The sequence below is a fragment of the Streptomyces sp. NPDC002536 genome (assembly GCF_053594995.1).
In genome coordinates this window covers 1-5,376 of record NZ_JBSFWU010000200.1, presented here as the reverse complement: position 1 = coordinate 5,376, position 5,376 = coordinate 1, and the positions used below count along the sequence as shown (strand labels likewise).

General features: G+C 73.6%; 4 protein-coding genes. All 4 read right to left on the bottom strand.

What is annotated here, in order from left to right; translation table 11 throughout:
* Nucleotides 1-118: 118 nt before the first annotated feature.
* From ACWD4B_RS35015 to ACWD4B_RS35000, 4 genes are read right to left on the bottom strand one after another with little or no spacing between them, the layout of a single operon-like run.
* Nucleotides 119-2,107 carry a prolyl oligopeptidase family serine peptidase gene (locus ACWD4B_RS35015; protein ID WP_451424559.1) on the bottom strand — a complete coding sequence of 663 codons (1,989 nt, stop codon included), beginning with the start codon at nt 2,105-2,107 and terminating at the stop codon, nt 119-121.
* A 29-nt stretch (nt 2,108-2,136) separates the two neighbouring features.
* Entirely contained in the window at nt 2,137-3,528 is a 1,392-nt protein-coding gene (locus ACWD4B_RS35010; RefSeq protein WP_451424558.1) for a M20/M25/M40 family metallo-hydrolase, read from the bottom strand.
* Nucleotides 3,521-4,357 (bottom strand): M55 family metallopeptidase, encoded by an 837-nt coding sequence (locus tag ACWD4B_RS35005; protein ID WP_451424557.1) that lies wholly within the window; start codon nt 4,355-4,357, stop codon nt 3,521-3,523. Before ACWD4B_RS35005 ends, ACWD4B_RS35010 begins: the two co-directional genes overlap by 8 nt.
* A 50-nt stretch (nt 4,358-4,407) precedes the next feature.
* Nucleotides 4,408-5,115, bottom strand: a complete 708-nt coding sequence (locus ACWD4B_RS35000) for a class I SAM-dependent methyltransferase (protein ID WP_451424556.1) — start codon at nt 5,113-5,115, stop codon at nt 4,408-4,410.
* Between the last annotated feature and the right edge of the window lie 261 nt (nt 5,116-5,376).

The following is a 5,376-nucleotide window of genomic DNA, read 5'->3' as shown; positions in this document are numbered from 1 at the left end:
GTTCCTCCTGCACCCGGTAGAAGGTGCGGGCGACCCGGGCGAAGTGCGGGGTGCGGGCCGCGCCCCGTCAGGGGCGCGGGGAACTGCGCGAGCAACCACAACCAGCCCCGCAGCCGGACTACTCCGCAAGTTTCAGCAACGGCACCCCGGGCGCATCGATGCCGAACACCTGCGCATACAGCGACAGTTCCGCCTCCAGCGCCCGCACCATCGTCTCCTTCCTCCGGAAGCCGTGCCCCTCCCCCTCGAAGGACAGATACGCGTGCGGCACCCCGTGCCCCGCCACCGCTTCCAGGAAGCGGTCGCACTGGGCCGGCGGGCACACCGGGTCCTCCAGGCCCTGCAGGAGCAGGAAGGGAGCCCTCACGCGGTCCGCCCGCGTCAGCGGGGCCCGGTCCCGGTACCGCTCGGGGAACTCGTCCGACGAACCGACCAGGAAGTCGAGATAGCGGGACTCGAAGTCGTGCGTGCCGCCGTCCGCCCAGCCCACCAGGTCCAGCACCGGGTAGAGGACGGTGCCGCACGCGTACACGTCCGTCGACACGAGCGACGAGGCCGCGGTCCAGCCGCCCGCGCTGCCGCCGCGCACCGCCAGGCGGGCGCGGTCCGCCGTGCCCTCCTCGGCCAGCGCAGCGGCCACGGCCGCGCAGTCCTCGACGTCGACGACGCCCCAGCGGCCCCGCAGGCGTTCGCGGTACTCGCGCCCGTAGCCCGTCGAGCCGCCGTAGTTCACGTCGGCGACGCCGATGCCCCGGGAGGTGAAGTAGGCGACGTCCAGGTCGAGGACGGCGGGCACGCGGGACGTGGGGCCGCCGTGGGCCATCACCACGTACGGCGGGAGATCGTCGGCCGGGCCGGTGAAGTCGGGGCTGTGCGGCGGGTAGATGTGGGCGTGGATCTCGCGGCCGTCGGGGGCCGTGAAGGTGCGGATCTGCGGCTCGGGGTAGTAGGCGGGGTCCACGGGGTCCGTGTGCCGGGCGCCGATCGTGCGGGCCCGGCCGGTCACCGTGTCCAGCTCGACCACCTCGTACGCGGTGCGCGGGCTCGCCGCGACGCCCACGGCCCGGGTGCCGTTCACCGTGAGCGTCGCCGCCCACTCGGTCCACGGCCCGGCCGCGTCGACCAGTTCCCCGGACTCGGGGTCGAGTATGCCGAGGACGGCCGCGCCCTTGCCGTGCACCACCGCGATCAGCCCGTTGGCCAGTGGCGCGAACCAGCGCAGGCCCGGCATCCACAGCGGCCCCGCGAACTCCTCCTCGCGCCGGCACAGTTCGGCGGTCGCGCCCGTGACGGGGTCGACGCGGTGGAGGTTCCACCAGCCCGTGCGGTCGGTCGCGACGACCAACGAGCCGTCAGGCGCCCACTCGGCCTGGGCGATGGCTTCCTCCGGCCCGCCCAGCAGCGTGCGGGTGCCGGCGAAGCGGCCGTCCTCCGTCACCCGGGCCGTCTTGAGCTCGGTGCCCTCCCACGGCATGCGCGGGTGGTCCCAGGCGAGCCACACCGCCTGCCGCCCGTCCGGGGAGAGCCGGGGGCCGGTGACGAAGCGGTGGGCGTCGTCCGACAGTTCCCGCACGGCCGAACGGTCCTCGGCCGCCGAGCCGTCCAGCGGGACGGCCGCGAGGAAGCGGCGCACGTCCGACGGGCCCTCGCCCGTGAACTCCTCGGCCATGCACCACACTTCGCCCCGCTCGGGCAGGATCACCGGGTCCGCCCAGCGCAGGCCCCCGCCCACCGCCGAGACCGGGGTCAGCGCCCGGGGCTCCGCGCCCCCGGGCGCGTCCGGCTCGAAGGCGTACAGCCGCTGGTCCCCGAAGTGGGTGAAGACCAGCAGCGGGCCGCCCGCCGGCCGCGGCACGCCCGCCCACGGGAAGCCGCTGTACTCGAAGACCCGGTTGCGCACGTTCCACGGCGCGGGCAGTGCGGACTCCTCGGTGCCGTCGGCACGCCGCCGCACCAGGGTGGCCCGGCCCGCCTCGGCCGGGCGCGGGGCGACCCACCACACCTCGTCGCCCACCGTGCCCACACACGCGGGCCGACCGCTGCGCGACGCCACGAGCTCCGCGTCGATCGGGGACTGCCAGGCTCCGTAGGGCGCCGTGGACACCATGGGCCACTCCTCCTCGGGACGATGTCCGCTCAGTTCATCGAGCTGTCTTCCTCAAGTCCTGCCCGTTCATTGTGCTCATCAATGGGCTCATCCATGAAGTAGCGGTCGAGGACACGGACGCCGAAATGCAGGGCCTCGACCGGCACCCGCTCGTCGACGCCGTGGAACATCGCCTGGTGGTCGAAGCCGGCGGGCAGCCGGAGCGGGTTGAAGCCGTACCCCGCGATGCCCAGACGGGAGAACTGGTTGGCGTCGGTTCCGCCGGACATGCAGAACGGGACCACCCGCCCCTCCGGGGCGAAGTGCTCGATCGCGGCCTTCATGCGGGCGAACACCGCGGTGTCGACGGGCGCTTGGAGCCCCTCGCCCTTCTGGTAGTACTCCCACTCCACGTGCGGCCCGGTGAGCCGGTCGAGGGTGTCCCGGAACTCCTCCGCGGCGCCGGGCACGACCCGCCCGTCCACGTGGGCGGTGGCCGTGCCGGGGATCACATTGACCTTGTATCCGGCGTGCAGCATGGTCGGGTTGGCGCTGCTGCGCACGGTCGCCGCGACCAGCTTGGCCGCCGCGCCCAGCTTGTTGAGCAGGCACTCCACGTCGAAATCCGGCGCGTCCGGATCGGCGTCGATCTCGTGCGCCGCGGCGAGTCCGCGCAGCGCGGACCGGACGAGCGGGGAGAGCCGCACCGGCCACTCGTGCCCGGCGATCCGCTGGACGGCGGCGGCGAGGTGGACGATCGCGTTGTCGGGGTTGACCTTCGAGCCGTGCCCCGCCGTGCCGTGCGCGGTCAGTTTCAGCCAGGCGGTGCCGCGCTCCCCCGCGCCCACGGGGTAGAGCTCCAGGCCGCCGTCGCCGTGGAAGGTGTACGCGCCGGACTCGCCGATGCCGACCGTGCACCCCTCGAACAGCCCGGCGTGCTCCCGGACCAGGAAGTCGGCCCCGGTGAGGGCGCGGTCCTCCTCGTCGGCCGTGAAGGCGAGCACGACGTCGCCGCGCGGGCGCACCCCCGCCCGGACCCAGGAGCGCACGAGGGCCAGCACCATCGCGTCCGCGTCCTTCATGTCGACCGCGCCGCGGCCCCAGACCACCCCGTCGCGGACCTCGCCCGAGAAGGGGTGGACGCTCCACTCGGCGGGCTCGGCCGGCACCACGTCCAGGTGCCCGTGGACCAGCGTCGCCGCGGCCCCCGGGTCCGAACCGGCCAGGCGGGCCACGACGTTGGACCGCCCCGGCTCCTTCTCCAGCAGCACCGGTTCCAGGCCCGCCTCGGCGAGCCGCTCCGCCACGTACTCGGCGGCCGGGCGCTCCCGGCCGTCCCCGCCACCGCGATTGGTGGTGTCGATCCGGATCAGGTCCGAGGTGAACCGCACCACCTCGTCGAGCGCGAGCCCGTCCACCCGGTCCGCCGTGCCGTCATCCATAAGATTCCTCCACCGCCGCCGACACGACGGTCGTGACCGCCTTGAAGCAGCGGATGCCGTCGTACATGGTCGGCGTGGTGAAGGTGATCCGGCGCTCGCCGCACTGCGCGACGCCGGGCACGCAGGTCGCCTGGCCGGCGAGATGCTCGGCGTCGAACTCCAGCTCCCAGGTGAACGGCCCGCCCCGCACCGGCTCGTGCCGTACGGCGAGCTCCACGGCCTCCTTGGCCGCGGCCCGGATGTCGGCCGCCGTACGGGCCGGCGGGCGGCACACGGCCGCGTACCGCGAGACGTAGTCCTTGACCGCGACCGAACGGGCCCGGGGCGCATACCCCTTGGCGTCCTCGCACGTCCGGTCGTCGCCGGTCACCAGCACCACGGGCACACCGTATTCGGCCACGACCAGGGAATTGAGGAACCCTTCGCTGGCGCGCGTGCCGCCCACCCGGACGCCGGTCAGCGAATTGGCCAGATACGTGTGCGCCAGCACGCCCTCGGCACCGGCCGCGGCGTGGTAGCCGACGAAGGCGATCCCGTCGACGTCGCCGTGCTGCACGCCCTCGACCATGCTCAGGGCCTTGTGCTTGCCGGTGAGCATCTCGGCCCGTTCGTCGAGCTTCTCCAGCAGCAGGTTGCGCATGCTCCAGTGCGCTTCGTTGACGAGGACGGCGTCGGCGCCGCCGTCGAAGAAGCCCTCGACGGCCGCGTTGACGTCGGAGGTGAAGAGGTGACGGCAACGCTCCCACTGCGAGGCCCCGGGCAGCACGTCGCCGGGCCAGGTGACCCCGGTGGCGCCCTCCATGTCGGCCGAGATCAGGATCTTTACCATGCCCCCGTTCTATCGCAGGAACGGGGACACGTCAGCGGAACGCGGGAGGGTCAGCCGCGGCCTGCCACGAACCACTCGCCCGGCAGGGCGCCGTGACCGCCGTCCGGGCCGGGCAGCGTGGTGACGATCTCCGCCGCCCCCGAGGCGAGGACCTCCAGGCCCGCGCCGCGCAGCAGCGCCTCGACCTCGCCGGCCTCCGTGCGGGCGGGCTTCAGGTCGTGGGCGACGGCCACGTTGACCCGGTCCGAGGTCTGCCGGGCCAGCCCCTCGATCAACTGCCGTGCGGTGCTGGCCACTTCCAGCACGAAGGCCCGGCCGCGGGCACCGACCAGCTCCGCCACGGCGGCCGCGACCGGCGCCCGGTCCTCCGGGTCGCACTGGTGGAGCACCGCGCGCATGTAGACGTTCACATCGCCCAGCCGCTCGTGCAGGGCGCGGACCGCGGCGGGGTCCGCCAGGTTGAGCTGCTCGAACTCCGCGGACGTCGTCGCATCGGCGCGCCGGGCGTGCTCCACGGCGGCCCGGGACAGGTCGACGCCGACGGCGCGGGCGAAGCGGGTGGCCAGGTAACGGGTCTGGGTGCCGTTGCCGCAGCCCACGTCGACGATGGGGAGGGCGGGGTCGATGTGCGGGGTGAGCAGTTCGAGGTGCCGCTGGGACGTGACCGAGGGGTCGGCATCCCAGAGAACGTCCCCCTGCGCGCCGGAGGCCTCGCTCCAGAAGCCTTCCCAGGATTGGCGGTATCGGTTATTCACCATGCGTTGAGTATCGGGGGCGGGGCGGGAGGGCGACAAGGGGGGTTTCGGCCCCGGTCCCACCCTTTCGCCGCTTCTTGGGGGCACGCCCCAAGCCCCCGGGTGCGGGCGCCCCGTAAGGGGCGCGGGGAACTGCGCGACCAGCCACGACGCGCCCGCAGTCGAGGTTCTCGGGGCTTCGCCCCGGACCCCTGGGGTGGTGCGTTGACTGCGAGCCGTGATGTGCTCCTCGAGCTGCTTCATGCGTTTGACGGTGAAGGCACC